The following is a 26,216-nucleotide window of genomic DNA, read 5'->3' as shown; positions in this document are numbered from 1 at the left end:
GTTATGACTTAGAAAAGTTATGACAAAATAATTGAATCGGAACTTGCCAATTAAAGTAATTTTGATTGGATTTGAGGCAGCTAGCAACCTCTTCAGCTCTAGCGATAATTTTTCTGAGTTCGCTATAATCAGGAGTCTGAACCGCAGTATATTTAGCTTGAGATTTAATTTCTGAATTGGCGTTGAGCATGGCTATTTTGATTAACTCTCGATCGAAATTCAAAAGCTGGGGCGATAAATAAACTCCCACACCAGGAATTGGCTGACTAATATAGATAAATCGTAATGCTGAGTCGTCTTTAATTGCGGTATACAGACCAGCACCAATATCAATTTTTCCAGTCTTAACTAAATTTATCGCTTCTCTAGGATGATAACCTCTGCCAATTTTAAGTGTTTTGCCATATAAAGCATAAATTGGAATGAGAAAAGTTAGGGCTGATGCGGAACTACCTAAAGCAATTGTCGTGTTTGGTTGGATATCGGCAATAGATTTAATCTTACTATCAGCTTTCACAAATAAAGCTGCTCGATCGTAAAGTGGTCGGTCGGGGTACATTACAGCCATGCCAGTGTAGTTATTATCCTCAGCTGCTATTGAAAGTACTGGAGAACCAGTAAAAGCAATATCCCAATCTTTGAGATCGAGGCGATCGCGAATTTCTGGAAAAGGCGTATGGCGATCGACTACTACCCGAACGCCTAATTGCTCCTGTAAATGGGTCGCCAAAGCCCGATAATCTTCTATTGGAGAGGTAGCACTCACTCCAATTTTCAGCGGTTGTGCCTGCAAGTCTCGATAGCAATTCGCCCAAAATCTTTTTTCCCCGACTGGGCAAGGTTGCACCCAACGCCAGATACTTAGTACGATACCAGCAATAACCGTGGTAGATGCAAAACCAATCAGCGACCATAGAATTATCGTTCTGCCAGGAGAGTAAGGCATCTCAGAGCAAATGTAATAAGATACACAAAAACAATTGTTAAATTGAGTTCCCCCACAAACAGACTAAGTTGAGCCTCTCTCAGTTCCTTAATTGGTTGTTTGTGAGTGGAAGCGTTACTGGTGACGAGTGATGCTTCCATTGACAACTGATAGCCTTTTTCAATTGGGTGAGATACAAGATCTGTAGGGGCGCACAGCTGTGCGCCCCTACGAATGTATTCCATCATAATGAGAATCGCTATGAATAACTGACAACTGATAACTGTCTTTAGGATGAGCGATCGCCCTGGCATTGTCACGACTATATAAATAGAAACATACAACTTAAGTTCTGAGACACGCGACGGAGTATATTTCTAGCGTCAGAAGTATTTCACGCACCACGCACCACGCACCACTTACTATTGATGCAGACAACTACAAGACCTTCCACAAAGAAAGCTTGGGCAAAAGCGATCGCCCAACCCGCAACAGAATTTTCTCCCACTCCCCTACCTGTCATCGCTGGAGAAATCCCCTCTAATTTACGCGGAACTCTTTATCGCAATGGTCCCGCCAGATTAGAACGGGATGGAATGCGGATGGGACATTGGTTTGATGGTGATGGGGCAATTCTCGCCGTTTATTTTAATTCTAATTCCCCCCTTTCTAAAGGGGGCAAGGGGGGATCTGCCATCGCCTCATACCGCTACGTACAAACTGCTGGCTACCAAGAAGAAGCTACCGCGAATCGCCTGCTTTATGGTAACTATGGAATGACAGCCCCAGGTGCATTCTGGAATCGATGGTTGAAGCCAATAAAAAATGTGGCAAATACCTCTGTTTTACCTTTACCAGATAAACTCTTAGCATTGTGGGAAGGTGGTAAACCGCACGCCTTAGACTTGCAGACTTTGGAGACAAAAGGCGAGGATAATTTATCGGGATTAAGTAATGGTTTACCTTACTCTGCCCATTACAAGCGCGATCCGCACACAGGAGAAATTTTCAACTTTGGGATTAGCCCTGGAATTAACGCCAAACTGAATCTTTATAAAAGCGATCGCACGGGTAAAATTCTGCAAAAAGCTGCATTTGCCTTAGATGGCGTGCCGATCGTTCATGATTTCGTCTTGGCAGGACAATACTTAGTCTTTTTCGTGCCTCCAGTCAGGGTAAATGCGTTACCCGTGCTGTTAGGCTTGAGTTGCTACAGCGATGCGATCGAATGGCAGCCTCAACTCGGGACTCAGTTTCTCATATTCGATCGCGAAACCCTTACCCTTGTCAGTCGTGGCGAAACCGAACCTTGGTATCAATGGCATTTTGCTAACGGTTACGTCGATCCTAGCGGTACGATTGTCGTGGATTTGGTGCGGTATGAAGACTTTCAAACCAATCAATATTTAAAGGAAGTGGCAACGGGACAAACTCATACACCTGCACCCAGTAGTTTATCGCGAGTTTATTTGAATCCGAAATTGGGTAAGGTGACGGCGATCGAGCAAATTTTAGATCGCGATTGTGAATTTCCGATCGGATTACCTCATTTAATTGGGCAAGCTGCTTCTCCTACTTTTCTCTCCGTTCATCGTCCTGGTGTAAATATTGGTGCAGAATTGTTTAGCGCGATCGCTAAATTTGACTCCCAAACTCAATCTCTGACGATTGCGGATTTTGGCGAAAATTGCTATCCCATGGAGCCTATTTTTGCTCCCGATCCGCAAAATCCCGCCTCTGGTTGGATCGTCACAGTAGTCTATGACGGGAATCGCGATCGCAGTGAGGTCTGGATTTTCAATAGCGATCGCTTGGATGCACCACCCGTTTGTAGATTGGAATTACCTAGCGTCGTACCGATGGGTTTTCATGGCGCGTGGCGACAAGCGTAAATTTTGTTGGATTTAATGTCACGCCGAGACGCAAAAGCGCAAAGATCTGAAATGGTATAACATCCAAAGTCTAAAATTCAACATCCAAAATTGGGATCATGGCTTATTTTTGGTTTAAAGCGTTTCATCTCGTCGGCATTGTTGTTTGGTTCGCTGGGTTATTTTACTTGGTGCGGCTATTTATCTATCATGTCGAGGCTGACGAACAGCCGGAACCTGCCCGTACGATTCTCAAAAATCAGTATCAATTGATGGAAAAGCGACTGTATAGCATTATTACCACTCCTGGGATGCTGGTGACAGTTGCAATGGCAATTGGACTACTGACGACGGAACCGGAAGTCCTAAAACAGGGATGGTTGCACGTCAAGTTAGCCTTTGTTGTGCTGCTATTGGGCTATCACCATTACTGCAAACGGCTGATGCGACAGTTAGAAAAAAATGAGTGTAAGTGGAGCAGTCAGCAATTACGGGCGTTGAATGAAGCCCCAACTGTGATGTTAGTGGCGATTGTCTTGCTAGCTGTGTTCAAAAATAACCTACCTACAAATGCTACCGTTTGGGCAATTTTCGGCATGATTGTGGCAATGGCAGCAACAATTCAACTTTACGCTAAAAAGCGGAGGTTGGATAAGGAAAGGTTAATAGCACAAGTACCGCAGGAATGATTGATGGTGGGCAATGCCCACCGACTTTCTAGCTTTGGGTAGATCTACGGTTACGGAGATTTTGCCTCTACCGACAGAGTAAAATTGCGTACATATCTGCAAACATTACGGAATCTCTGTAGACGCTAGAGTTTATGTGTAGCAATGTTTCAACTTCTGTTTTCTGGAAAAGGCAATGAGCTATTCTAAAGAAAGTCTAAAGAAAACCTTAATTTTTTATTTGTTATGTACGCAACCGAAACCCGCAACATGAATTCAAACATCCTACGGCAGCTATGGTCTGCGGTAGAAGATACTCAAAGCAGCATTTTACTCAGACTGAGTGACTCAGAACTGGTCTCGCACTTGATCGCAGAACTTGACAACAAGCAGCCCTTGGATGGAGAAGCGATCGCGAATGTGAGTACATACTTGCGCGGGAAAACGTCTTTGATTCGCGACCTCGCTCAATCGCGTTCGTTCTAGTCGATATTTCCTATTGTTCGTACCGTTGCATTATTAACTTTTTAGCCCGAGAAGTACTGCCAGTTATAAATTCACCGCACCACTCCGTATAATTGACTCTGGCAAAGTAGTACGATCTTTTAACAAATATTTTTACAAATCAATACAAATTTTACGATCGCGTTGCATCCATTTGCATTTATTCGCGATCGCGTTTCTCAATGTTGCCTTCCTCTGTACGCTCAATCCTTTTCTACAGGGTGAGCCAACAGAGTTTGATGAATATTGTTTAATAACTCTTCCATAGAGATAGAGGAAGGCAAAACTTTAGTTGCGATCGCCCCCAAAGCGCGCTCGATCGACTCCAAATCGGATGCGGCGTTCGCGTTACCCAAATTGTGCATTTGCTCTGAAGGCAGCGATCGCCCCTCTGACTCCAAGTAAGCGGGAAATTGCTCTCTCACTTCATTTTGGGTAAATAATCGCTCCATAGCGATGATAGGTGGTAATTTCTGCTGCTCTAAAGTTGCGATCGCCGTGCAAGCTTTCTCGACTTGTTGCATCTCTCCCAAACAAACGAGCATCAGATCGACGTTTTGTTGTTGAATTTGCTGCTGCACTTCTTCCCAAGTATGCGGCATCACGACGCGAAAACCAGCCGTTTGCAAATATTGAATTAAAGCTTGCAACCATTCCGCCCGCAACGATACGGCAGAAGCTTGAGTATTGTAGCTGTGTTCGTCAGACAAATCGTCCAAATTAGCAATATCTAAAACTAACACGCTATATTCCCAACTCACGCCTGCTGCCACATGCAGAACGGATAGCAACATTTCAGCCGATGGCTCTGGCGGATTTGTCAAACAAGGAAATATATTGAGTTGCTCTATTTGACTCGCAACTTGCGCGATCGCGGCATCTAGCGTCACGATGGGTAAATCTGCCAAGCTTGGATACTCGGTCAACTGTTGCAGGAAATCGAGGGGTTCGCAGATCGCCCGCTCCAGTAAAATGACATTTGGTCGCCAAATCCGGGCTAGCAATGATGCTTGCTCTAAGTCGTCGGCTTCGAGAACGCGACAGTGATTTAGAGATGATTCTAAATGGTTGACATCGCCCCTGGTTAAAAGTTCGGTGTTGGGAGTTACTAATCGTAAAATCGTCAGCTGTTTGTACTTTTGGACGCGCTGCGACAATTCGATCTGAGAGTGGGTCACTGGCGCGCCGCACAAACGAGTCATCACCTGCTGCAAGACTTGCTGCTGTACGGGTAAGCTGATAAATTCGTCAGCTCGGTGGGAAAGAGCTTGATTTTTCTCGGCTCTTGTGGTATTGACGACGATCGGAATTTGACTTGTAGCTGGATCGGATTTGAGCAAAGTCAAGACATCCCAGCCAGAGAGTAAAGGGAGTAAGGGATTGATAAATATAATTCCTGGCTGCAAACGACGGGCTTTTTCTAACGCCTCAGTTCCAGAACGCGCGATCGCCACCCAATATCCCAAACTCGTCAGCTGTTCTGCTAAATCCTCAATAAATCGGGGTGCAGCCTCCACAACCAGCACCAAATGGCGATCGGGAGCTGGAGAAACCAAAGACCCCAGAGAAAAATTGCTTTCTCCACGTCCGGGTGTCCGGCTCTGAGCTGCCAGTGCGTTGTTGCTAGTAGAGATATTAGTGAGTGACTGTCGGTGTAAATTGGCGGACGTTTTTCCCACCTGCTCCCCAACTTCCCCAGCCTCTCCAACTCCCCCAGTTCTCTTCTTCGGCGGCGTAGGAGCTAGCAACAGGGTAAATTGGCTGCCTTTACCTTCTTGAGACAAAAAGCTGACATCACCACCATGCAGCCGAGCTAAGGCTCTGGTTAAAACCAAACCCAGACCCGTACCTTCAAATTGCCGCGTCAACGGTGTTTCCAACTGTTGAAATTTCTGAAAAATTAAGTGTTGCTGGTGTTCGGGAATGCCAATTCCTGTATCCCAAACTGTAAAGGCAATCCACCCCGCCCAGTAACTGACTCGCAAACCGATCTCCCCGCCGGATGCCGTGAATTTGAAGGCATTTGCCAATAAGTGAACCAGCATCTGGCGCAGGCGCAGTTCGTCCGCCACAACGATCTCTAACTCGGGTTCGATCGCTAAGGTAAAGTGGTGTTCGAGATGACTGTCTGTCCCTGCCTCCACCACAGCAGTTTTGTTGTTTTTTGGACTAAAGGCAAGCCGAGCTTGCTCGACCGCGCGTTCGCAGACTTTACGAATGTGGACTGGTTCGAGGGTTAATTCTAACTGTCCTGTTTCCATGCGGGTCAAATCCAAAATGTCATTGACCACGCTCATCAAATGCCGTCCGTTTTCGTGAATTAGCCGCGCGTACCGTGCTTGACGCTCGTTGAGCTGTCCTAGTGCCTGATCTTTAAGTAAGGTAGACAGCCCTAACATTGCTGTTAGGGGTGTCCGCAACTCGTGACTGATACACGCGAGAAATTCATCTTTCAAGCGATTGAGTTGAATCAAATCGGCATTTTTGGCGGCTAGTTCCGAAGCCATCTGCCGCTGTTCTGTCACATCTGTAGCCATCAACAACCAAATTCGCTCGGATTGCTGTTGGCGACTGACGACTGACATCTGTAAAGGAATTTTGAGAAATTGCCACACTCTGTCTTGTCCCTGTTGTCCGGGGCAAACACAGATACATGTTCCTTCTTGCTCTCCCCGCTGACAGTAACGTATGATGTTGGACTCTGCTAAATCGGGTGTGGATAGTAAAGAGACTTGCTCCTGTAGTGCGGTGAGACTGAAGTGATGAGTTGTTGCCTGCCAATCGCTTAACTTGGCGCGATCGATGTCTCGACTAGCTTCGGTAACTTCTGCTGTTGCCGATTCCAAGTCAATTACCGATTGCTGAGTTCCCGCCACATTCAAAATTGCTTCGACTTCTTGCCGAATTGCTTCGGGATTGCCCATGTTACCAAATTGCCGATTCCAGGCAGGATTCTGGGCGATCGGTTCGCCCAGGCTTGTTTGTAACATCAATGGTAAGGGTAATCTTTCTAGCAGTTGGACGATCGGGTCGAGTTGCTCTGGCTCGATGCCACGCTGGATGCTTGCTTGGAGTAAAGTTGTCTTTGCTAAGCGATCGCGCTTTTCGGTTCTCGCGGCTGCGGCTAAAACTTTCCAGAGCTTTGTTTGCTCCAATAGCCCTAAAAACTTTCCCTCAGCATCGACGATCGCAAAAGTCTGCTTGATGTCGCTGGGTTCGGGACGGGAATCTATATACGATTGGAACTGTTCTAGGCTAAACTCATTGGGTAGTTTTTCTATAGGCTCTAGTATGCGAGCGGTTGCTTTGAATAAGGATTGCTTGGCATTCTTGGTATTACTTGTTGCTGCCAACCAGTAGGGGAAAAATTGCCGCAGATGCAGCACTCCCAGGGGAGATCGTTGCCGATCTAACACGATCAGGCGATCGCTTTGCTCCTGGCTGAAGATTTCCCATGCCATAGCCAAAGTAGCTGTCTGTAAACAGCTAGGGACAGTCTCGATAAAGTCACCTAAGTTGTACTTGGACTTTGACATGAGCTAACAAAATAGTGAGTGGGGAGAAAGCAAAAATGCGGTACTCGATCCACGAATTGAACGCTTGGCGCTGCCATCTTTGGCTCTAGTGTTTTGCTGGATAGATAATTGAATCTAAAACTGCCAAGCAATAGAGACTTTCGATTACAGTTATAGCTCCTTTAGCAACAGAGCTACGCATATACCAGTTATAGTCTCTCAAACTGAAGTTGTGGAAGGAAAGGCGCACGAGAAAACGCTATAATGTTTTAATTTAGTTTAATTAACTTCATAAAAGTAACGGAACTGACACCTTTCTTGAACTCTGGAGATATGAATGCTGACTTAGTAGCGAGCAATCGAACTATATCCACTGGAGCAATCTAGAATCTTTTTTACTCTATTCTGTCTGCTGTCGCCCATAAATAAACAAATAATTTTATGTTTTGTCGTCTCGATTGTTTGATGAAATCATTATGACTAGTAATGCACTGACCGAGTGCGCGGCTTCAACCTCAATTTCTTTTTGATGGCGATCGCTCGATCCCTTCCTAGATCGCAAAGCAGTTAAATTGAACTACCTGCTTTTTTTTAGTCAAATTGCAAATCTAAAAATAGTATTAAGCTAACCATATAATGCTATGTAACACGACTGCCTTGCTATTAGCTATTTTCCTCAGAGTAATTGCCAGTTAACTGCATGGATGAACATCAACTCGGAAAACGCCAAAGCTTATCACAGCAGATGACACTGAATCGCGATCGGGAGTTTCTACAGCAACTAAAAGCTGATTATTGTCAAATCTTGTTGCGTTATTTTAACAACGATAATACAGTAAAACAACAGATCGATCGATTTATTAATGTAGCTTTTGATGCTAAAGTTCCCGTGCCTCAGATTATTGAAATTCATATGGAATTAATTGACGAATTTTCCAAGCAGTTGAAGCTAGAGGGGCGAAATGACGAAGTGTTGCTAGACTATCGCTTGACTCTAATTGATATTTTGGCTCACCTGTGCGAAATTTATCGCACCTCCATGTCTTGACAATCGATGTATCAATTAAACTTTGATAGCATAATAAGTGGTCAGATTTCAGTCCAAACAACCTTTGCGTCTTTATCTATGAACGTGCCTAAAAAAACTTATGTTCTAAAGCTGTATGTAGCCGGGAATACTCCTAACTCTATTCGGGCATTAAGAACGCTCAGAAACATCCTAGAACAAGAATTTCAAGGAGTCTATGCTCTGAAAGTAATTGATGTGCTGAAAAGCCCGCAACTGGCAGAGGAAGATAAAATTTTAGCTACGCCAACGCTCTCGAAAATTTTGCCTCCACCAGTACGGAAGATTATCGGGGATCTTTCCGATCGAGAAAAAGTTTTAATCGGCTTAGATTTACTCTACGAAGAACTCGTTGAGGCAGAGGCACTTGAGGAGTGATTTTACAACTTCAATATGGGATAATCTTTCAGTAAAATTGGATTGTTATAGAAAATAAACTAATTTTAATTTAGTCTTAATTTGGTTTAATAACCCTTTCATTCTAAAGCGATGAGCGAAATCACTTCCAGCGGTAAGCAAAATAAGATTAGCCCAAATGGGACAGGCGTGCAAAAGATTCGCACCATGATTGAGGGGTTTGACGATATCAGTCATGGTGGTTTACCACTAGGGAGAACCACTCTATTTAGCGGGACTTCGGGGACTGGTAAAACTTTATTTTCCGTACAATTCTTGTACAACGGGATACTTTTTTTTGACGAGCCAGGTGTATTCGTTACGTTTGAAGAGTCTCCCAGCGATATTATTAAAAACGCCTACAGTTTTGGCTGGAACTTACCAAAACTGATTGAGGAAGGCAAGCTATTTATTTTAGACGCTTCGCCCGATCCAGAGGGACAAGAGGTGATTGGGAACTTCGACTTATCGGCGTTGATCGAGCGTTTGCAATACGCTATCAATAAATATAAGGCAAAAAGGGTGGCGATCGACTCGATTACGGCAGTCTTTCAACAGTATGAAGCGGCTTCTGTCGTGCGGCGGGAAATTTTTCGCTTGGTTGCCAGACTCAAGCAGATTGGCGTAACCACAATAATTACAACCGAACGCACCGAAGAATATGGCGCGATCGCCTCTTTTGGTGTAGAAGAGTTTGTCGCTGACAACGTGGCGATCGTGCGTAACGTTCTAGAAGGAGAACGCCGTCGTCGCACGATGGAGATTTTAAAACTGCGTGGCACGACGCATATGAAAGGAGAATATCCGTTCACGATTACCAACGATGGAGTGAATATCTTTCCTTTGGGTGCAATGCGCTTAACGCAGCGTTCTTCTAACGTGCGCGTCTCTTCCGGGGTGAAGACGTTGGATGAAATGTGCGGCGGTGGTTTCTTTAAAGATTCGATTATTTTGGCAACGGGGGCTACTGGTACAGGTAAGACGTTACTCGTCAGTAAGTTTCTCGAAAATGGCTGTCGCAGCGGCGAACGAGCAATTTTATTTGCTTACGAAGAATCTCGCGCTCAATTGTCACGCAATGCTTATTCTTGGGGAATTGACTTTGAAGACTTAGAGAAAAAAGGACTGTTAAAGATTATCTGTGCTTATCCTGAATCGGCAGGATTGGAAGACCATTTACAGATTATTAAATCAGAAATTGCTGAATTTAAACCAGCTAGAGTGGCGATCGACTCGCTTTCAGCTTTAGCTAGAGGAGTGAGCAACAATGCTTTTCGACAATTCGTCATTGGCGTAACTGGTTTTGCTAAACAAGAAGAGATCACGGGTTTTTTCACCAATACTACCGATCAGTTCATGGGAGCGCATTCAATCACAGAATCCCATATTTCGACAATTACAGACACGATTTTATTACTGCAATACGTAGAAATTCGCGGGCAAATGTCGCGGGCAATTAACGTGTTTAAGATGCGCGGTTCCTGGCACGATAATGGGATTCGCGAGTATACAATTAGTGCTGACGGTCCTGAAATTACCGATTCTTTTAGTAACTACGAGGGAATCATCAGCGGCTCTCCCAGTCGCGTTAGTACGGACGAGAAAGCAGAGTTATCGCGAATTGTCAAGGGATTTCAAGGTGGCGAGTCATAGTTGACTACGATCTTTAACCGAACCAATGCGAAGGTTCTACACTACATTGATATGGTTCGGGAATGTGACAGCTGACCCAATCTGCTTTATCCTGTAAGACACAGCAAATCCCTTGATGAATTAAATTTTCAATCTGGATGCGATACTCCGCGCGATCGCCAGGAAGTCTATAGGTTAGAAAAGTTAAATTGCAATCGTCTACTGCACTAAAAGCACAAGGAATCCGACTGAGGACGTAAGCAATTAACTCTTGCCGTAAATCGGGATTAGCAAAAGCTTGACAGTGAGGATAGTAAGGATAACTATCTAAAACTGTCTCAATTTCTGCTATTAGTGCTTGATGGGTTAAATTAACTAATGTTTTCGGCATATTTCATTCCTCCAATCCCCAAGCAAAAGTGTATTTTGATAAAATTTATTTCTTTTGATAGATGCGAAGCGATCGTTCAATTGTGTAAGTAGATTTAGACTGGAGAATAGAATTATATAAACCCTGTTTCTAAGCTCGTTACTAACTCTGAAAAACCTCTTGCAGCAAATCGATCTACCTCTCACTTACAATTATTTCAATGCCAAGATTTTCTAGCACGAATCTATACAAAACTCAGTAAAATATTTACTCAACTTAATATACAAGTGAGTAACAAAGAGGAAAATTCTAGAAATAATTGACAGAAATTAAGGTTTGAGATTTGTACAATTTTCTTTAGTTTAAGCTTATTTTTAATTCAAGATTCGCGATCCCCGATTGCAAATGAGATTAGATAAGATCTGTATCGAATTGAGATTATTCTAGAGCGATCGCCTGTAAAAAGTTAGATCCAGGGAGCGATCGCTCCTCCATTTGACGATTAATCTCTATTGCTGCTGCTATACCGGAATGCATTGCACCTTCGACAAAATTTCCGCCACACCAATCACCGCAACAAACTAAAGGTAAGTTAGTTTCAGTAGATAAATAAGATTGCATTAAAGGGCGACTGGGAAAAGCGTAGCGCCAACGATGAACTTGCATCCATTCCGGTTTTGCTAACCAAGGAAGCAAACATTCAGAGGCATTGGCTAACAACTCGTAACCAGCAGCTTGTAGATCGGAATCTAAATAACGCCGAGCAAAATCCGCACTACTTTGCACGACAAAAACTTCGTAATTACTAGTTTTTTCGCCTCGTTTGCTACTATCCCAACCAACCCAAGCGAGAACCGGATTGTCAACAAAACTCACTGCTTGCCAATCTGGTTGTGGTTCCAATTGAGATGAATATCCAGCCATAACACTCAAACACGGATTAAATTCCACAGAACGCAGTCGATCGCACAATGTAGAAACAGTGGAAAGCTCGGTTAATGGCTCCAAGATTGCTAAAGCTTGCGGTGCGGGAATCGCCAAAACAACAGCTTTAGCTATGACTTCTGACAATCGGTTAGTAGTAGCTTCAGAACCAGCAGATTCTAGAGATAGCTGCCAATAAGAATTATGACAAGCGATCGCCTCTACCCTTTGAGAACGCCAAACTTCCAAACCTTGTCCTAAAAACTTTGCAATCGCATTCATTCCCGCAGGAGCGACGTAACGGAATGCGGAATTCGGAATTCGGAATTCGGAATTATCTGTCCAAACTTGGAGAATATGGCGATCGCATAACAATTGCACGAACTGCTGCATCAACTCGCCTTTTGGCTTTAAGTAGCAAGTCCCATGATCGGCGAGAGTATTATGCAAACGGCGCGTGGCGATTCTGCCCCCCAACCCCCGCGATTTTTCCAAAATTAGCACGTTATATCCAGCTTGGTGCAACTGCTGAGCGCAAACCAAGCCAGCCATTCCAGCCCCAATTATCGCAATGTCGTACATAAGAATAGGGAGTAGGGAGTAGGGAGTAGGGAGTAGGAAAGAGGGTGGGGTGTAGGATGTAGGGTGTGGTGGGGAGAATTCAGAAAGAATTTTGAATTTTGACTTTTGACTTTTGACTTTTGACTTCTCCCTTCCCCTTCACTTTAGAAGTAAAATAGCGATCGTGAGTGACTGTTGCTGGACTTGCGGGAGGACGGGATTTTGGATGAACTGAGAGCGGCATTGGAACTAGCTACGGAAGAAGAATTGCAGCATTTAACCCAACTGTTATTTCGCCGTAAGTTTAATCCCCTGGATTACGTTCAGACCCCCGAACCGATTGATGTCCAAAGCTTAGATAGGGAAGCGTGGTTAGATACGCTAGAAGAACGATTCCGCTATTTAGCTGCCGATGGAATGACTGTGTTGCGTGGAGACACGAACAAATTTACCTACAGACAAGCTCTGATTCAAGTTTGTCGCTATCTCAAAATTTCTTACTCCACGGCGCTGAGTACCACCGATTTAGAGGTAGAAGTCTTTTTAAATCTCTTAGGACGGACGTGGAAGCGTCTACCTGCCTCAGAAAAGCAACAACTGACAGCACGGGTACAGCGATCGCTAGCAGCGTCTTCCCCATCACAACCGCTACCGCTAACCATACAAAAAGATCCGATGTCTTTGCTGGTCAAAGGTGGTAGTGCGATCGCCGTTAGCTCGATTATCCAACCAATACTGCTCAAACAGATCGCCCAGCAATTTGCTTTGCATTTTGCCAGCTATCAAATGGCTAAAGAAGCGATCGTTCAAGGTGGTGCAGTTGCAGCAGCTCAGTTTCAAAATTACGTCACGCTGAAAACAGCCCAGCAAGGTATGGCTGTAAGTGCAGCTAGGTATGGAGCAGTCAGGGGAGCATTTACCTTTCTAGGACCGATTATGTGGTCGTGGTTTCTCGCCGATTTAGGTTGGAGGGCAATTTCAACCAATTACGGTCGCGTTATTCCAGCAATCTTTGCTCTAGCACAAATTCGCCTCACCCGTGCTGAATGTTGGGAAATGGCATAAATTGGTCATTGATGAGTGGCTGGTGACCAGTAGTTAGTGGTTAGATTCTATCTCTAGTCACCAGCCACTAGTCACTAGTCACTCTCTACTGATAACTGATGGCTGTCAAAGATCAACGCCTACAGAATGCTTGGAACAGCATCCAATTAGGGCTGCTACTATTTCCGTTACTACCTTTGGTAGGAGCGATCGCTCTGCTATGGGCGCAATTTGTCATTTGGCGAAAACAGTATCGCACGATTTTCCGCAGGCAACTCAATTGGGTACTGATACTCTTAAGTGGATGGTTGGTGGTAATGAGTTTGTATGCTTATTATCGCCAGGATGCTTGGTTGGGTTTATTTAATTTCGTGCCATTTTTTGGCTTATTTGTAACTTTTAGCGTCTTGTTACAGACACCAGCTCAACTCAGACGATTAGCACAAATCTTAGTATTCACATCCATACCGATAACGATCGCGGGCTTTGGTCAACTATATTGGGGCTGGGCAACTCCGAAAGCGTGGCACGATATTTTAGTGACACTAGGTTGCGCGATCGCACCTCAAGGTAATCCACCCGGACGGATGACCTCTATTTTCATGTATACCAACGTCCTTGCTGCTTACCTGGCGATCGCTTTTATTCTCTCGTTGGGATTGTGGATTGAAAGCTTTTTGGAAAAGTCAAAAGTTAAAAGTCAAAATTCAAAACTATTTTATCCCTCACCCCTCACTCCTCGCTCCTCACCCCTTATCACTCAAATCTTACTAGGTGCAATTGTACTGGGCAATTTGGCAGCTTTGATTTTGACGAATTCTCGCAATGCTTGGGCGATCGCGACGATCGCCGCGATCGCTTTTGCAGTGTATCGAGGTTGGTATTGGTTGCTGGTGGGAGTAAGTGCGATCGCGACGGCTATTTTTGGCGCAGCTTTTTCACCTCCACCCCTGCAACAATGGCTGCGGCTTATCGTTCCCGCTTACTTTTGGCAGAGGTTAACAGACCAACTCTACGTTCGTCCAGAGGCGACGCTGAGAACGACACAGTGGCGATTTGCCTGGAATTTGACCCTACAGCGTCCTTGGACGGGTTGGGGGTTACGAAATTTTCAGCCTCTCTACATGGCACAAACGCAAACTTGGATGGGTCATCCACACAATCTTTTTCTGATGCTGACAGCGGAAATTGGTCTTCCAGCAACCATCGTTTTTTGTGCTTGGATCGGCTGGATTTTATTTCAATCGATTCAATTCTTAGCAAACAGACCTACCGACTCCCGTACGGGCGGGTTCGCTCGAAAAATTATTCCTTCTTTGACAGATATCCCGAATAAACCCGCCCCTACCAACTCCCGACTATTACACAACGGCGATCGCCTCATTGTTTTCACTTATCTAGTGGCTGTTTGTGCTTGTCTGCTTTTTAACACTACAGATGTCACTATATTCGATGCACGTTTGAATACTCTATTCTGGATTCTGTTAGCAGCGATCGCCGGAGTGACACAGCGCTTTCAAGAGCCGCTTCTAGCTTAAGACTGAAAATTTTTACCTTACTTTACACCCTACCGTCTCGAAAATATGAAATTAGTATAATAAAATACAATTTACCTGCAAGTAGAGCCATAGTATCTATCAATGTCCATACTTTTGATATAGCTGCTGTAAAGCATATATCTGCACGAAATAATTTCTCCACATATGACAACACAATTTAATCGGCGGAAGTTTTTACTGTACGGTTCTGCCACTTTGGGAACCAGTATTTTATTAAAAGCTTGTGCAAATTCGCCTACGACTGAATCGAGTCCGAATGGAACTGCATCGCCATCAGCTGCTAATGTCAGCACGGCTGCTGCTAGTGGAGATGGAATCAAGGTGGGGATTTTACACTCCCTGAGCGGTACGATGGCGATTAGCGAAAAGAGCGTCGTAGACGCAGAAATGCTGGCAATTGAGGAGATCAATGCTGCTGGCGGCGTGTTAGGAAAGAAAATTGTTCCAATTACTGAAGATGGTGCTTCTAATTGGGATACTTTTAGAGAGAAAGCCAACAAGTTGATCGACGAAGATAACGTCGTTGCAGTATTTGGCTGTTGGACTTCTGCTAGCCGCAAGAACGTGCTAGAAGTATTTGAATCTAAAGACCATATGCTCTGGTATCCAGTGCAGTACGAAGGACAAGAGTGTTCTAAAAATATTTTCTACACTGGTGCAGCTCCAAACCAACAAATCGAACCATCAGTAGATTGGTTGCTGAAAAATAAAGGAAAAGAATTCTTTTTAGTTGGTTCCGATTACGTTTTTCCCCGGACTGCTAACACCGTTATCAAAGCGCAATTAGCAGCAAAAGGTGGTAAGGTTGTCGGTGAAGATTATCTACCACTTGGCAACACAGAAGTTACCCCAATTATTACCAAAATTAGACAAGCTCTACCTAATGGTGGCATCATCTACAACACATTGAATGGAGACAGCAACGTAGCTTTCTTCAAACAATTACAAGGTGCTGGCATGGGTCCAGATAAGTATCCTTCCATGTCTGTGAGTATTGCGGAAGAGGAAGTCAGAGCAATAGGCCCAGATTATCTAAAAGGACACTACGCCGCTTGGAATTATTTCCAAACAGTTGAGTCTGCTGCTAATAAGAAATTTGTCGAAGCCTTTAAGAAGAAATACGGCGAAGATAGAGTAACTAACGATCCAATGGAAGCTGCATATATCGCGGTTTATCTGTGGAAACAAGCAGTAGAAAAGGCTGGTACGGCTGACGATTTAGCTAAAGTTAGAACTGCTGCCTACGGACAAACCCTCGATGCACCAGAAGGTAAAATCGCTCTAAATAAAAATCATCATATCTCTAAAGTTGTCCGAATTGGTGAAGTGAGAGACGATGGTTTGTTTGAAATCGTTTACTCTACTGATAAGGCAGTTGCACCGCTTCCTTGGAATCAATTTGTCAAAGAAACTAAGGGATATAGCTGCGATTGGTCAGATCCCAACAAAGGCGGAAAATACAAGTCAGCTTAATCAGTTATCAGTTGTCAGTTATCAGTTATCAGTTGTCAATTACAGCTAAATTATTGACGATCGAGAAAAATTTTGTTTCTCATAAACAATCGCGATCGCCGATCGCTATCAAACTGTTTAATAGTAGCTGGTAGAAAGTAGAGACGTTACATGTAACGTCTCTAGATTGATAACTGATAACTGATAACTGATAACTGACAACTGAATAGGAGGAAGCGTGTTAATTGGATTATTTGACGGTTTATTTAACGGTATTAGTATCGGTTCGGTGCTATTGATTTCAGCACTAGGGTTAGCGATCGTATTTGGACTGATGGGTGTAATCAACTTGGCACATGGCGAGTTGATGATGCTAGGAGCATACACGACTTTTGTAGTCCAAGCGGGCTTTAAAAAATTGGGCGAACCTTGGTTCGATTTTTATATCTTTTTCGCTCTCATACTTGCTTTTTTAGTCGCCGCTGGGGTGGGGGTGATTTTAGAAAGAGGAGTCATTCGCTATCTTTATGGCAGACCTTTAGAAACCCTACTAGCAACTTGGGGCGTGAGTTTAATCTTGCAACAGTTCGTGCGCAGCGTGAATTGGGTGCTGGCAATTGGAATAGCTTTATTTTGTTTGTTATTTTTCGGCAGTTTGTGGCTCGTCCAGCGTCGTTCGGACTTCCATCGCATTCGGAATTGGTTTGTACTAGTGATGCTGCCTTTATCTTTAGGTATTGCGATCGCAGTTGGCAATATTTTGAGTCAAACTTACAAACTCGCAGTGAATCAGCCTTGGTTTGGAGCGCAGAACGTGGATGTTTCCGCACCGAGATGGCTGCGTGGTGGTTTACCTGTAGGTGGGTTTCAATTGCCGTATGCCAGATTATTTATCATTGCACTGACAATTATTTGTGTCATTGGAGTTTATCAATTCTTGCAACGCACTGCTTGGGGGTTGCGAATTCGCGCTGTAACGCAAAATCGTAGCATGAGTTCTTGCTTGGGCATTCCGACTCAAAAAGTTGATGCCCTTACATTTGCAATTGGTTCGGGACTAGCTGGGGTAGCTGGATGTGCGATTAGCTATCTCGGTTCTGTGGGACCAAATACAGGACAGAACTACATTGTCGATACATTTATGGTAGTGGTTGTCGGTGGTGTTGGTAAATTAGTCGGCACAATTGTAGCCGCATTAGCAATTGGTACGGTAAATTACCTAGTTGGTTCTGGAACTCTCGCAATCCTCACAGCGCCCATCCCGCCTTTATCTGAGTTCTTTACCTTTTTTGCCACTACGAGTATGGCAAAAGTTATGGTATTTGCTTTAATTATTGCCTTTCTACAAGTGCGCCCAGGGGGGATTTTCCCACAGAAAGGACGGACTGTGGATGCTTAATCAGTGACCAGTTATCAGTTATCAGTGAACAGTTATCAGCGATCGAATAATTTCAATTACGACTTACGACTACTCACTAAATACAAATGACGATTGACAAATGACAAATGACCAATTAGCGATCGGAAGACGAAGTTTAGTGCGGGATAAGAAGCGATCGCTCTTAATTGAAGCAGGTATAATAGGCGCGATCGCTATCTTATTAATTTTTATCATTCCAGCTTTAATTTCCCCATTTCGCCTCAATTTGTTAGGACGATTTTTATCTCTGGCAATTGTCGCTTTGGGCATAGATTTGATCTGGGGTTACACGGGGTTGCTCAGTTTAGGTCACGGTATCTTTTTTGGTTTGGGTGGATACGCGATTGGAATGCATTTGAAACTCCAAGTCCCCCAAGGCGAACTTCCCGATTTTATGGGACTTTATGGCGTGACCGAACTACCTTGGTTTTGGCATCCATTTCAAGCTTTTCCCTTTGCTTCGGCTGCTGTCGTACTAATTCCTGGGCTTTTAGCTGCTGCTTTGGGCTATTTGGTCTTTCGCAATCGCATTCGTGGCGTTTATTTTTCGATCTTGACTCAAGCAGCAACCATCGTTTTTTTCAACTTTTTTAACGGACAGCAAAAACTATTTAACGGTACGAACGGATTAGTTAACTTCAAAACTCTTTTGGGCGCAGCAGTAGGGACGCGACCGACGCGATTTAGCTTTTACGTCCTCACAGTGCTGTTACTTATTGCTACCTATGCCTTGTGTCGCTGGTTAACTAGCGGACGCTTCGGACGGCTGCTGGTAGCGATTCGGGATGATGAGAGTCGAGTTCGCTTTTCCGGTTACGACCCGACAGAATTTAAAGTGCTAGTCTTCGCAATTTCAGGGGCGATCGCGGGGATTGCTGGGGCAATGTATACTCTCCAAAGCGGCTCTGTGTCTCCAAGAGCGATGGATGTTGCCTTCTCAATTGAAATGGTAATTTGGGTAGCAATTGGCGGACGTGGCAGTTTGGTAGGCGCAGTTGTAGGAGCGTTGCTCGTCAACTATGCCAGAAGTTTTTTCAGCGAACAATTTGCCGAGATCTGGCTATTTTTCCAAGGGGCGCTATTTTTAATCGTTGTGACTGTGCTACCCGATGGTATTGTCGGTTGGTTGCGTAGTTCAAACTTGTTACGGCTAGGTCAACGTCGGCAGCTATCAACCTATCCTGAAATTGAAGTCAACCCAGAAGTGCAAAGCGAACGGCAGGAGATAGAGACGAGGAGTGAGGAGTGAGGGGTGAGGGGTGAGGGAAGGGAAAAAGAAGACAAGGAGAATAGAGCTGAGGGGGGCTGAGGAAGCTGAGGAAGCTGAGGGAGCTGAGGGAGCAAAAGAATTCAAAATTCAAAATTCTTACACCCCACAACGCCAGTTGCTCATGGGGGGAACCCCCAAGACCGCACTGGCTCCCCTACACCCTTTCTTCACTGATAACTGATAACTGATATAGGGGGTATAAGGTGGGCGAAAAAATTTTAGCAATAGAAGATGTTACGGTTAGTTTTGATGGATTTAAAGCCCTAAAAGATCTTAATTTTAGTTTAGACAAAGGTGAATTAAGAGTTATTATCGGTCCTAACGGAGCAGGAAAAACAACATTTCTGGACGTGATTACAGGGAAGACAAAACCAACTCAAGGACGGGTATTGTTCAAAGGAAAAAACTTGCGATCGCTCAAAGAACATCAAATTGCCCGCATGGGTATCGGTCGCAAATTTCAAACGCCTAGAGTGTATCTCAACTTAACTCCACGAGAAAATCTAGAACTCACTTGCAATCAACAAAAAAAGCTTTGGTCAACTTTATTTGGTAAATCTAAGAGTGCGGAACGCCAAACCGTATCTGGGTTATTAGAAACAATCGGACTAACTGCAAATGCAGATCTACCTGCGTCAAAACTATCCCACGGGGAAAAACAGCGTCTAGAAATTGGAATGCTAGTAGCGCAATCGCCAGATTTATTATTAGTTGACGAACCTGTGGCAGGGTTAACCGATGAAGAAACCGAAAATGTCGGGAATTTACTCTTAGCGTTGGCTCAAAGTCATTCCATTATGGTGATCGAGCATGATATGGAATTCGTGCGTCAGATTGCGCGTAAGGTAACAGTATTGCATCAAGGTTCGGTACTGTGTGAAGGTAACATTGACGAAGTTCAAAACGATCCTCGTGTGATTGAAGTGTATCTGGGACAGGAAGTAGAACACAAGCAGGGAGCAGGGAGCAGGGAGTAGGGAGCAGGGAGGCAAGAGAGCTGAGGGAGCTGAGGGAGAAAAACCACGCAACTACCAACTACCAACTACCAATTACCAACTACCAATTACCAAAAAATAAAATATGAATCCTATCACAGACGCGATCGCCTCATCATTCGATGCTGCTGCTGCCCAAAAACCAGTGTTACAAGTTGCTGGATTGAATGTCTACTATGGCGAAAGCCATATTTTACGCAACGTAGATATTAGTGTCCCAGAAGGACAAATGGTTTGTCTGATCGGGCGCAACGGTGTGGGAAAAACGACGCTGCTAAAAACAATTATGGGTTTAATTAAACCTCGTAGCGGCGCAGTAACTTTTGCCGGACAGCCGATTACTCTCAAGTCTCCAGACAAACGAGCAAAATTAGGAATTGGTTACGTTCCTCAAGGGCGCGAAATTATTCCTCGCTTAACAGTAGAAGAAAATTTACTACTGGGTTTTGAAGCACTACCCCAAGGTAGAAAAAGCCATCAGAAGATTCCCGATCGCGTTTTTTCCTTGTTTCCCGTCTTAAAAACCATGCGATCGCGGATGGGTGGTGACTTAAGCGGCGGACAACAGCAACAACTCGCGATCGCCCGTGCCTTAATGGGAAATCCCCGTCTACTCGTACTAGACGAGCCGACTGAGGGAATTCAGCCTTCAATTATTTTAGAAATTGAGGCAGCAATTCGCGACATTATCGCCACGACTGGAATTTCCGTGCTGTTGGTAGAGCAACACTTACATTTTGTCCGCCAAGCCAACCGTTACTATGCGATGCAAAAAGGTGGAATTGTCGCCTCTGGTACTACCAGCGAACTCAGTCAGGATGTCATTCAGCGATTTTTGGCAGTCTAGATCAAAAGTCAAAAGTCAAAAGTCAAAAGCTTGCTCTTGAGCAAAGCGAAGGGTCAAAACTGAGAACTAACCATCGATTACCATAAATGACAATTGACAAATAACTTTCTACTACTTAGCTGGTTTGGGGGCTTTCCAAGCTGCGTACAATTCGAGAGGAATGCTTCTGAGGGTGGGTCGCACCAGAAATAAGATACTATAGCTGGCAACCAGCAAACTCAAACTGATGTAAAACGGCAACCAGGGACCAGCGAGTAAGGGGATTGCTGTCGCGATAATTAAACAGATCGCATCTCCGTAATCCGGTGTGCCACATAGTTTAGTGATGGAAAAATGCAGCGCTAAAAAACTAGGTAAGGCAAATAATTCTGCCACGCCATAACCCCAAGCTCCTAACACTGGTAGTAGCAGCCAAGCAGCTAGCCAAAACAGACTAATATAGATGGCGTTAAACCGAGCTACGTCGCGATTGTGACCTGCGGCATATAATGCCGAGATATGCATGTTAAATACCGTGTAGAGTAATGTTGCTAGGGCAACAAACGTAAAGACTTGGGTGCTGGGTAGCCAACTTTTGCCAAACATTAAAGGGACGATCCAATTAGCACAGCAAGAAAAAATGGCAAACACTGGACCGACGAGCAGACCTTGATAGATGATCCCACGGCTAATGGCACGGCGCAATGCATCAGTATCGCCGAGTAATTTGGCAAGAGTACTGATAGAAAGCCGAGCGATTACGATTCGCAACATCCCCAACTGATCGGAAAGACGGATGGCAATCCCGACAATTCCAGCCGCTTCTAACCCACCTAGACGGCTCACAACTAAGGGGACGGTGAGAGTTTTAAAATTCCAAATTAAATTAGACCCGGAGTAAGCCAGACCGCTACGCAGTGCAGAAGCGATGAATTGCGGTTGCCAGCGCCAACGCCACGCGATCGGATAGCAAACAGAAGCCATCACTGCTAGTAGCGTAAACTGAACGACAAAACCAGCAATTGGTCCCCAATAGCCCCAATTTAGGAGTACGAGCGGTACGGAGATTGCATAGTTAGATACCTGTGCCAAAGTTTCAACTAAACCAACTTGAGGAAAACGCAGTTCTCGCTCCATCATTGCGATCGATGCACTAGCTACCATTTCCAACCAAATGACGGGAACTAGCCACCGCAGGACTTCGACTAGCACGTTTTGTCCCGTCCACGCACCCACTAGAGGCGTAGCAAACCACAGCAACACGCACAGCCCGATCCCTGCCGTATTGTAAAACGCTAAAATCTGCTCTGCGGCATCTTTAGGTAAATTGGGTTGGCGGATCGAGTAGACATCTAAACCGCATTTTGCCGTCCAGAAAGTGAAGTAAAGAATAAATGCAGCCGAGACAACTACGCCATAATTTTCTGGTCCTAAGACGCGAGCAATGACCAGCACGCTGACTAATGAAAGCGCTGATGCTGCTAACTGTCTGATAGTTAGATAAATACCTCCTTGGAGGACTTTGTTTTTGAGAGTTTTGAGAGATTGGTTGGTATGCATTAATTCTTGGTTTTAGACGGTAGTTCGTCGCCATCCGGTCGCACTAAGCTAGACGATTGAGGACTCGAACTACTTAAAGCATAAGTTACAAGCAACACTTAACCCGTACTGAGAGGAACTGAAAGCCGATCTCTGAGGTTCGAGATTCGCCGCCGCAGAGCATGAAATATTGCCAAGATGCGATTGTAGCCATCAGCACCACACCAGCGCACGATCGCAATTGCTACACTCAGGCGAATGTACTCTTTAGAGTACCGCAGTTGAGGGGAATAGGCGATCGCAGTGGTACGAAATTGAATTGCTTGTTTGTAATCCTTGGTTTGAGTTTGCAGGCATTTCCAAGCAAGGGTTAAGTTTACCAAGCCATAGCAACGGTCTTTTAAATCTTGTAGTTCTGGCAGTTTAGATTGAAATGCTTTGTCCAGCACTGTATAAAAACATTTCTCCACCCGCTGCCAGTTTTTGGACATGCTGTTCGAGTACTGGCGATAGTAAACTAGAGGTTCTTCGATCGCCCCAAAATGATAGCGAGCGGCAATTCGCAAACACATATCCCAGTCGCCAACGTGTGATAAGGTCGTGTCGAATACCCCTACGGTTTCAAAACAGCAACGGCGGATCGTAAACGAACTGCCAGATTCCGTAATATTGTGTTGTACAAGTTGCTGCCAGACATCACCCTGGGCGCGATTGGCAAAGATTCTGCCCGTAGGTTTGCCTTCGGGATCGATCAATGCTGTCCAAGTATACACTAAGCCGACTTCTGGATGTTCGTCTAAATAGCGGACTTGTTTAGCTAACTTGGTTGGATGCCATAAGTCATCTGCATCGAGGAATGCTATGTATTCTCCATGCGCCAGAGCAATACCTGTATTGCGCGCAGCACACGTACCTTGATTGGCTTGAGCGATCGATTGGACGCGCCGATCTTGGATCTGACTTACCCATGCAGCAGTATTATCCGAACTACCATCATCAATGACTAATACTTCAAAATCAGTAAACGTCTGTCCCAACACACTGTCTAGAGTTGCTGGTAAATAGGCCATAGAATTGTAGGCTGGAATAATGACTGAAACTTTAGGCATGTTGTTAAAGTTCAACTTGGTCAATTATGATTCTTACGCTAGAGTATTCCTTTTCAGTTCGTCTAGATATCGAAAATACATAATAGCCAATTGAAATCATTTTTTGACTCGATCCAATCGCTGCGATCTTCATGACAAGGAATAGCGATCGGGCAACGTCTCTTCATAGATGAACAAGTCTTAGTACAAACACGAGCTTGTCATCAATTGACTTATCTTTATCTCAATTTCTGCAATAAATCAATATATTGCTATGCAGTTATTAGTTAATAACTGCACTTTGAAATGGATCGAGATAGAGCGCAATGCGATCGATTGCGATCGCATTAAATTGCTATAAACTTCAAAACCAAGGAACGACCGCTGCCAAGCAGCTGCCTTGGTTTCTTTTATACCATTTTAACGTGAGTTCGACGGGGTTAAAAGACAGCAGGAGGAAGAGCAGGTAAGCCTTTGGGTTCTAAATCGAGAGAAGGTTTTCGGGGCAAATAAGTATAAGCTGTTAATCCAGCTAACAAGTTGACCAGGAAATTCCAGATGCTTCTATGTCGGGAATGCTCGATTTGAGAAATGTTCTTCAGTTGGTCATAAACTGTTTCAATTAAGGCTCGCTTACGTAAGAGAATTTTGTCGATCAACTTGACCAACTGTTGCTTCATCTTCTTCTTACGCCGTGTAATTAACTCCAAGCCTTGCTGATAGAGTTGCTCAAACAATTCCTGAGATATATAACCACGATCGCCAAATAGCTTACCAATTAGGTCTTGGGTTAAGTCCGGCACAGGCTTGCGGTCATCTACATTGCCAGGGGTCAGCTTAAAAGCTAGCAACTCGCCTCGGTCATTGATAATTAGGTGCAGCTTAAACCCATAGTGCCACCCGACCGAATTTTTGCTCCAACCCACCATGCCTTCAAACACACGATGGCTTCTAGAACGTTTTGGATGACACACCTCAATCGGAGTTGAATCAATGAATGAAATGCCAGTGACTTCTCCCTTACGGGTCTGTACAAAGCAGCATAACAGCATCAACGACCAAGGCATCAATTCGACAAAACGAGTATAGCTGACTAGATGAGGAAAAGCTTGACGCCAGCCTGGTAGGACTTGTAGCGTGTAGAATTCTTTAAAAGTACGATATCCCGAGCCATGAAAAGCAATTACTATCGTCATCACCTCACTCAGACTTAAACGAGAGCGACACAAGCGTTCTCCACAACTTGCCGTCAATAGCATCTGTTGCTGCCAATGTCGTTCAAAGGTTTGATAGAAGTCGTCTACCTCACAAAAAATTTGCGTCACATCTAGGCGAGATACAATGGTGCTATTCATAACTGAGGCCGAGCGCTGTGTATTTTGAGCATAGGTCTCTTTTTTCTTTTTGGCTCATCTCCCACCGTCGAACTCACGTCATTTTACTAAAACTATGCTACGGAAGATCTGAACTAGCCCCCCTTGATAAGGGGGGTTGGAGGGATCTCTTTTGTCGTAGTCAAAGAGTAAATTGGTATTAGGTAAAAAATACAATTTTATGGTAAGGCTCTTTTAAAAAGAGCTAGCTTGAGCGCCTTTATATTGAGTCAGCAATTCTCGATCTGAAAGAGTGCGATCGCTTTTCGTACCGAGAAAATAGAAACCAGATGCCGCATCATACGTTCCGGCTCGGTCAATTAACAGGTAGTCGAAATACTTCAACCAAAAACTAGTGAATCTTGCTACTGTCTTGACTAAAGCTCTAGCAAGGGAAGACTTGACAAAGCTCAGCAGAAAATACTGATAGCTCCAAGCGAGTGCCATTCCCGTACCGCAGACTGGACCGCTGGCGATTTCGGCGAAACTTCTAAATAACCGCTGATGTCCCAAGTGGGTAAAGCGAGTAAAATCATATCTCCCTAAGTGGACTTGCTGCATGAAAGGAGTCTCGGAATAAACAACTCCTTCTGGTTTGAGAACGCGATGCACCTCTGCTACACATCGATAAGGATCGACAACGTGTTCGAGGACGGCTTGAATGACAACTCCATCGAAGGAATTGTCCGCAAAAGGTAGGCTGTGACCGTCGCAGATAATTGAGACATCCGCGCCAAAGGCAACATCTGTTTCTACAAGTTCTAACTCAGGAGCGGAATACAGGGGTTCCATCCCTTGACCTCTAATGCTACTACCAACAACTAACACTTTTGGGCGGGAATGGCGCTGCCGAAGTAGGGCAACAAATTTTTGATAGTTTTGCTTGCCTTTAAGATTTAAATGAATGCTGGGAATTAAATTAATGAGTTGTCTCTCCCACAAAGATTTGGGTTTGAGAGTTGTAGTATCTATATCGAGATAATCGTCGATCGCAAATACGCTTGCCTCATTGTCAATCAGTATAGGGATGCCATTCACGATCGGAAAACAAGCCTGACACAGACTGTTCGTACATTTGACCTGAGACTCGTCCAATTCTAATTGAGAGGAGCAAACCGGACAGCACAACAATTGTTGTGTTTCCTCAGATAGACGCAGGGACGAAGGAGTACTGTCAGCAGTTGATAAGGAAATAGGAGATTGTGTTTTCATGGATGC

23 protein-coding genes are annotated in these 26,216 nt (G+C 44.4%); 14 read left to right on the top strand and 9 right to left on the bottom strand.

The genetic code is table 11. From position 1 onward, the window contains the following. Position 1: 1 nt before the first annotated feature. Positions 2-946: a phosphate/phosphite/phosphonate ABC transporter substrate-binding protein gene (locus QH73_RS16415; RefSeq protein WP_132867164.1), complete on the bottom strand. Its 945-nt coding sequence runs from the start codon at positions 944-946 to the stop codon at positions 2-4. Continuing rightward, entirely contained in the window at positions 919-1,269 is a 351-nt protein-coding gene (locus tag QH73_RS16410; RefSeq protein ID WP_132867162.1) for a hypothetical protein, read from the bottom strand. The genes QH73_RS16415 and QH73_RS16410 overlap by 28 nt, the downstream gene beginning before the upstream one ends. Before the next feature lie 84 nt (positions 1,270-1,353). On the opposite strand from QH73_RS16410, the gene QH73_RS16405 reads away from it, so the two are divergent. From QH73_RS16405 to QH73_RS16395, 3 genes are all read left to right on the top strand, one after another. After that, positions 1,354-2,817 carry a carotenoid oxygenase family protein gene (locus tag QH73_RS16405; protein ID WP_039717107.1) on the top strand — a complete coding sequence of 488 codons (1,464 nt, stop codon included), beginning with the start codon at positions 1,354-1,356 and terminating at the stop codon, positions 2,815-2,817. A gap of 98 nt (positions 2,818-2,915) precedes the next feature. Continuing rightward, entirely contained in the window at positions 2,916-3,485 is a 570-nt protein-coding gene (gene hemJ, locus QH73_RS16400) for a protoporphyrinogen oxidase HemJ (RefSeq protein ID WP_015155509.1), read from the top strand. Between the two features lie 225 nt (positions 3,486-3,710). Further along, positions 3,711-3,950, top strand: a complete 240-nt coding sequence (locus QH73_RS16395; protein WP_039717108.1) for a hypothetical protein — start codon at positions 3,711-3,713, stop codon at positions 3,948-3,950. 221 nt (positions 3,951-4,171) lie between these two features. On the opposite strand, the gene QH73_RS16390 is transcribed toward QH73_RS16395, so the two are convergent. Further along, entirely contained in the window at positions 4,172-7,504 is a 3,333-nt protein-coding gene (locus tag QH73_RS16390; RefSeq protein ID WP_039717109.1) for a hybrid sensor histidine kinase/response regulator, read from the bottom strand. A gap of 679 nt (positions 7,505-8,183) precedes the next feature. Here QH73_RS16390 and QH73_RS16385 point away from each other — a divergent pair. The 3 genes from QH73_RS16385 to kaiC all read left to right on the top strand — a co-directional run bounded on the left by QH73_RS16385 (position 8,184) and on the right by kaiC (position 10,598). Continuing rightward, positions 8,184-8,531, top strand: a complete 348-nt coding sequence (locus QH73_RS16385) for a circadian clock protein KaiA (RefSeq protein ID WP_132867160.1) — start codon at positions 8,184-8,186, stop codon at positions 8,529-8,531. A gap of 78 nt (positions 8,532-8,609) precedes the next feature. Then, positions 8,610-8,927 (top strand): circadian clock protein KaiB, encoded by a 318-nt coding sequence (gene kaiB / locus QH73_RS16380; RefSeq protein ID WP_039717110.1) that lies wholly within the window; start codon positions 8,610-8,612, stop codon positions 8,925-8,927. 111 nt (positions 8,928-9,038) lie between these two features. Then, positions 9,039-10,598, top strand: a complete 1,560-nt coding sequence (kaiC, locus tag QH73_RS16375) for a circadian clock protein KaiC (RefSeq protein ID WP_039717111.1) — start codon at positions 9,039-9,041, stop codon at positions 10,596-10,598. Between the two features lie 13 nt (positions 10,599-10,611). Here the strand turns inward: kaiC and QH73_RS16370 are convergent, their stop codons facing one another. Further along, entirely contained in the window at positions 10,612-10,968 is a 357-nt protein-coding gene (locus tag QH73_RS16370) for a hypothetical protein (RefSeq protein WP_039717112.1), read from the bottom strand. Positions 10,969-11,385: 417 nt separating this feature from the next. Beyond that, on the bottom strand, positions 11,386-12,453 hold the full coding sequence (locus QH73_RS16365; protein WP_039717113.1) for an NAD(P)/FAD-dependent oxidoreductase: 1,068 nt from the start codon (positions 12,451-12,453) through the stop codon (positions 11,386-11,388). A 201-nt stretch (positions 12,454-12,654) separates the two neighbouring features. Between QH73_RS16365 and QH73_RS16360 the strand changes: the two genes are divergently transcribed. From QH73_RS16360 to urtE, 8 genes are all read left to right on the top strand, one after another. Next, positions 12,655-13,497, top strand: a complete 843-nt coding sequence (locus tag QH73_RS16360) for a YaaW family protein (protein ID WP_039717769.1) — start codon at positions 12,655-12,657, stop codon at positions 13,495-13,497. 98 nt (positions 13,498-13,595) lie between these two features. Continuing rightward, positions 13,596-15,014 carry an O-antigen ligase family protein gene (locus QH73_RS16355; RefSeq protein ID WP_039717114.1) on the top strand — a complete coding sequence of 473 codons (1,419 nt, stop codon included), beginning with the start codon at positions 13,596-13,598 and terminating at the stop codon, positions 15,012-15,014. Positions 15,015-15,179: 165 nt separating this feature from the next. Then, positions 15,180-16,508: an urea ABC transporter substrate-binding protein gene (gene urtA / locus QH73_RS16350; RefSeq protein ID WP_039717115.1), complete on the top strand. Its 1,329-nt coding sequence runs from the start codon at positions 15,180-15,182 to the stop codon at positions 16,506-16,508. Positions 16,509-16,725: 217 nt separating this feature from the next. Next, positions 16,726-17,886, top strand: a complete 1,161-nt coding sequence (gene urtB / locus QH73_RS16345; protein WP_039717116.1) for an urea ABC transporter permease subunit UrtB — start codon at positions 16,726-16,728, stop codon at positions 17,884-17,886. A 100-nt stretch (positions 17,887-17,986) separates the two neighbouring features. After that, complete coding sequence (urtC, locus tag QH73_RS16340) at positions 17,987-19,156, top strand: urea ABC transporter permease subunit UrtC (protein ID WP_052290223.1); 1,170 nt, start codon at positions 17,987-17,989, stop codon at positions 19,154-19,156. A 10-nt stretch (positions 19,157-19,166) separates the two neighbouring features. Further along, on the top strand, positions 19,167-19,358 hold the full coding sequence (locus tag QH73_RS16335) for a hypothetical protein (RefSeq protein WP_039717117.1): 192 nt from the start codon (positions 19,167-19,169) through the stop codon (positions 19,356-19,358). 22 nt (positions 19,359-19,380) lie between these two features. Then, positions 19,381-20,154: an urea ABC transporter ATP-binding protein UrtD gene (gene urtD, locus QH73_RS16330; protein WP_039717118.1), complete on the top strand. Its 774-nt coding sequence runs from the start codon at positions 19,381-19,383 to the stop codon at positions 20,152-20,154. 163 nt (positions 20,155-20,317) lie between these two features. Beyond that, entirely contained in the window at positions 20,318-21,019 is a 702-nt protein-coding gene (gene urtE / locus QH73_RS16325; protein ID WP_039717771.1) for an urea ABC transporter ATP-binding subunit UrtE, read from the top strand. 111 nt (positions 21,020-21,130) lie between these two features. On the opposite strand, the gene QH73_RS16320 is transcribed toward urtE, so the two are convergent. From QH73_RS16320 to QH73_RS16305, 4 genes are all read right to left on the bottom strand, one after another. Next, on the bottom strand, positions 21,131-22,558 hold the full coding sequence (locus tag QH73_RS16320; protein WP_039717119.1) for an oligosaccharide flippase family protein: 1,428 nt from the start codon (positions 22,556-22,558) through the stop codon (positions 21,131-21,133). 98 nt (positions 22,559-22,656) lie between these two features. Further along, positions 22,657-23,646: a glycosyltransferase family 2 protein gene (locus QH73_RS16315; protein ID WP_039717120.1), complete on the bottom strand. Its 990-nt coding sequence runs from the start codon at positions 23,644-23,646 to the stop codon at positions 22,657-22,659. 419 nt (positions 23,647-24,065) lie between these two features. Continuing rightward, positions 24,066-24,980, bottom strand: a complete 915-nt coding sequence (locus QH73_RS16310) for an IS982 family transposase (protein WP_039711688.1) — start codon at positions 24,978-24,980, stop codon at positions 24,066-24,068. A gap of 213 nt (positions 24,981-25,193) precedes the next feature. Further along, positions 25,194-26,210: a methyltransferase domain-containing protein gene (locus QH73_RS16305; RefSeq protein WP_052290224.1), complete on the bottom strand. Its 1,017-nt coding sequence runs from the start codon at positions 26,208-26,210 to the stop codon at positions 25,194-25,196. Between the last annotated feature and the right edge of the window lie 6 nt (positions 26,211-26,216).

It is taken from the genome of Scytonema millei VB511283 (assembly GCF_000817735.3).
Lineage (GTDB): Bacteria > Cyanobacteriota > Cyanobacteriia > Cyanobacteriales > Chroococcidiopsidaceae > Chroococcidiopsis > Chroococcidiopsis millei_B.
The sequence above is the reverse complement of the archived record's forward strand: the minus strand, read 5'-3'. Positions and strand labels throughout refer to the sequence as shown.